The organism is Nocardioides sp. P5_C9_2 (assembly GCF_054049555.1).
Genome location: NZ_JBFUMD010000429.1, coordinates 1 through 3,396 on the forward strand (window position 1 = coordinate 1; position 3,396 = coordinate 3,396).

The 3,396-nt window shown below is 75.5% G+C and carries 3 protein-coding genes and 1 pseudogene; all 4 read right to left on the reverse strand.

The genetic code is table 11. The features are described 5' to 3' along the window. A pseudogene (locus tag ACXJKL_RS17495) lies at window positions 1-574 on the reverse strand (hypothetical protein); the annotation flags it as partial. Next, window positions 571-1,377, reverse strand: a complete 807-nt coding sequence (locus ACXJKL_RS17500; protein WP_457208288.1) for an iron-sulfur cluster-binding protein — start codon at window positions 1,375-1,377, stop codon at window positions 571-573. The pseudogene ACXJKL_RS17495 and the gene ACXJKL_RS17500, both read right to left, overlap by 4 nt. After that, entirely contained in the window at window positions 1,374-2,414 is a 1,041-nt protein-coding gene (locus ACXJKL_RS17505; protein ID WP_457208289.1) for a quinone-dependent dihydroorotate dehydrogenase, read from the reverse strand. Before ACXJKL_RS17505 ends, ACXJKL_RS17500 begins: the two co-directional genes overlap by 4 nt. Continuing rightward, a partial coding sequence (locus ACXJKL_RS17510; RefSeq protein WP_457208290.1) for an ATP-binding protein occupies window positions 2,414-3,396 on the reverse strand: 983 nt, incomplete at its 5' end. The genes ACXJKL_RS17510 and ACXJKL_RS17505, both read right to left, overlap by 1 nt.

The following is a 3,396-nucleotide window of genomic DNA, read 5'->3' on the forward strand; positions in this document are numbered from 1 at the left end:
GGGCCGCGGGCACGGCGTCGCCCAGGACGACGGCGCTGGCCCCGGCGTCGTGGACGGCTCGGGCTCCCTCGACCGCCCGGGACAGGTCGGGACGCAGCTTGGCCAGCACCGGACGGTCCGCGGGGAACTCGCGGCGCACCGCCGCGACCACGCTGGCCGCGTGGTAGGGCTCCCGGACCTCGAAGAGGCCCTCGCCCGCCTGGTCGGGCGCGCCGAGGTTGACCTCGAGGCCGGCGACACCGGGGGCGCGGGACAGCCGGCGGGCCAGCTCGGCGTACTCGCCGATGGCGCTGCCGACGACCGAGACGTGCACGCGGGCGCCCGCGCGCACCAGCCAGGGCAGCTCGGTGGCCAGGAAGTGCTCGAGGCCCGGGKTCTGGTGGCCGACGGCGTGCACCAGGCCGCTGGGGGCCTCGGCGATGCGGGGCGACGGGCCGCCGGCGCGGGGGTCGAGGGTGATCGAGCGGGTCACGAAGTCGAGGCCCGTCAGGTCGAGGTRCGGCGCCAGCTCGCGGCCGGTCCCGCCGCAGCCGCTGGCGACCATCACGGTGCCCCAAGGGACGCCCGCGCTCATCCGAGCTCACCCCAGTGGACCCGGTCGCCGCGGATGACCGGCCCGTCGACGCAGGCGCGCACCCGACGGGTCACCCCGTCCTCGGCGACCACCGGGACCGGGCAGCCCTGGCACAGCCCGGTGCCGCAGGCCATCGGGGTCTCCAGCGCGACCTGGCTCCACGCGCCCCGACGCTCGGCAGCCGCCGCGGCGGCGGCGAGGGTGGTGGTGCGACCGGCGGCGTAGACCACGTCGGCGTCGGCGCGCTCGAGGACCCCGTCGAGGAGGGACGGGACGTCACCGCGCGCACCCACCGACCCGTCGCGGGTGACCACGCTGACCGAGCGGGCGCTGCGGCGCGCCTCGAGGGCGGACAGCAGGTGGGCCTCGTCGTCGGCCGCGAGGACGAGCGTGACCGGGCAGCCGCGCTCACGCAGCCGGGCGGCAAGCGCGAAGAGCGGGGCGGCGGCGTACCCCTCCCCCACGAGCACGCACGACACCGGTTCGCGGGGCAGCGCGAAGGGCCGGCCGAGGGGGCCGGTGACCGGGAGGCGCGCGCCGACCGGGAGCTCGGCGAGCCGGCTGCTGCCGGGGCCCCGGGGCTCCACCACCACGTCGAGGGTGGGGCCGTAGGCGCCGGTCTCCTTCACCCGGTGGATCCACAGCGGTCGGCGGGCCAGCCGGTCCTCGCCGACGCTGACCGCCACGAAGTTGCCGGCCCGGAACCGCTCGGGGATCCCGGGGGCGGCGATGGTCAGGTGGCGGTAGGCGCCGGCCCGCTTGGTCGCCAGCACCTCGCCGACGACGTGGATCGGGGAGGTCATGTCGCGGACGGCCCGGAGAGCCCGGCGACGAGGGTGCGCGGCCACAGGGCGCCCTCGTAGACGAACGCGGTGTAGCCCTGGACCAGGTCCGCGCCGGCGTCGAGCCGCGCGCGTGCGTCGGCGGCCGTGGTGATGCCGCCGACCCCGACGAGCGTCAGGTCGGGGCCCACCCGCCCGCGGACCATCCGCAGCACCGCGGTGGCCCGCTCGCGCAGCGGTGCACCGCTCAGGCCGCCGGCACCGATGGCAGCGACGGTCGCGGCGTCGCTCCGCAGCCCGTCCCGGGCGATGGTGGTGTTGGTGGCGATCAGGCCGTCGAGGCCGATGGCGACCGCGAGGTCCGCGACGGCGAGCACGTCGTCGTCGTCGAGGTCGGGGGCGATCTTGACCAGCAGGGGGACCCGGTCGTCCGGGCGGACCTGGTCGGCGCGGCGTCGTACGGCGACCAGCAGCGGCTCGAGGACCTCGACGGCCTGGAGGTCGCGCAGGCCGGGGGTGTTGGGCGAGCTGACGTTGACGACCAGGTAGTCGGCGTGCGGGGCGAGCAGGCCCGTGGACTTCTCGTAGTCGGCGATGGCGTGCTCCGCCGGCACCACCTTGGTCCTGCCGATGTTGATCCCGAGGACCGGTCCGCCCTCCGGGCGTCCCCTGCGGGCCAGCCGTACGGCGACCGCCTCGGCGCCCTCGTTGTTGAAGCCCATCCGGTTGACCACCGCCCGGTCCTGCGGCAGCCGGAAGAGCCGCGGGCGCGGGTTGCCGGACTGCGCCTCCCCGGTCACCGTCCCGATCTCGACGTGGCCGAAGCCGAGCGACCCGAGCGCGTCGATGCCGACCCCGTTCTTGTCGAAGCCGGCCGCGAGCCCGAAGGCGTGCGGGAAGCGGAGGCCCATCGCCTCGACCGGCTCCCCCGTGACGGCCGGCGCCCGCCGGGTCGCGGGGGCGGCCGCCCGGATCGCCCGGAACGCCGCGTGGTGGGCGCGCTCCGGGTCCGCCCGGGTCAGGACGTGGTCGAAGAGCAACCGGTAGGGCCGACCCATCAGCGCGCGGTCCTCGCCCGCTGCCAGTCCTGCAGGCTGCGGACGCCGATCTCGCCGGCGGCCATCGCCTCGATGCCCTGCACCGCGGCCCCGAGCCCCTGCACCGTGGTGATGCACGGGATGTCGGCGAGCACGGCCGCCGTACGGATCTCGTAGCCGTCGAGCCGCGCGGAGCCGCCGGTCGAGTACGGGGTGTTGATGACCAGGTCGATGCCGCCGTCGCGGATGAGCTGGACGGTGGTCTTCTGGCCCTCGGGCCCCTCGCCCTCGTGGTGCTTGCGCACCACGGTGACGCTGACCCCGTTGCGGCGCAGCACCTCGGCGGTGCCCTTCGTCGCCAGGATCTCGAAGCCGCGGTCGGCCAGCACCTTGATCGGGAAGATCATGTTGCGCTTGTCGCGGTTGGCGACCGAGACGAAGATCCGCCCCGTCGTGGGCAACGAGCCGTACGCCGCCGCCTGGGCCTTGGCGAACGCCGTCCCGAAGTCGGCGTCGAAGCCCATCACCTCGCCGGTCGACTTCATCTCCGGCCCCAGGACGGTGTCGACGTTGCGGCCCTCGGTCGTCTTGAAGCGGTTGAACGGCATCACCGCCTCCTTGACCGCGATCGGTGCGTCGGCGGGCAGCCGGCCACCGTCCTGCTCGGGCAGCAGGCCGACGGCCCGCAGGTCGGCGATGGTCTCGCCGAGCATGACCCGGGCGGCGGCCTTGGCCAGCGGGGTCGCGGTCGCCTTGGACACGAACGGGACGGTGCGGCTGGCGCGGGGGTTGGCCTCCAGGACGTACAGGACGTCGGAGCTCAGCGCGAACTGGATGTTGATCAGTCCGCGCACCCCGACGCCCCGGGCGATGGCCTCGGTGGCGTGCCGGATGCGGTCGATCTCACCCTCCCCCAGGGTGATCGGCGGCAGGGCGCACGAGGAGTCGCCGCTGTGGATGCCGGCCTCCTCGATGTGCTCCATCACGCCGCCGAGGAACAGCT

Excerpts from the sequence above, each read along its gene's own strand:
- ACXJKL_RS17500 (WP_457208288.1), bottom strand. The coding sequence starts at position 1,377 with ATGACCTCCCCGATCCACGTCGTCGGCGAGGTGCTGGCGACCAAGCGG.
- ACXJKL_RS17505 (WP_457208289.1), bottom strand. The coding sequence starts at position 2,414 with ATGGGTCGGCCCTACCGGTTGCTCTTCGACCACGTCCTGACCCGGGCG.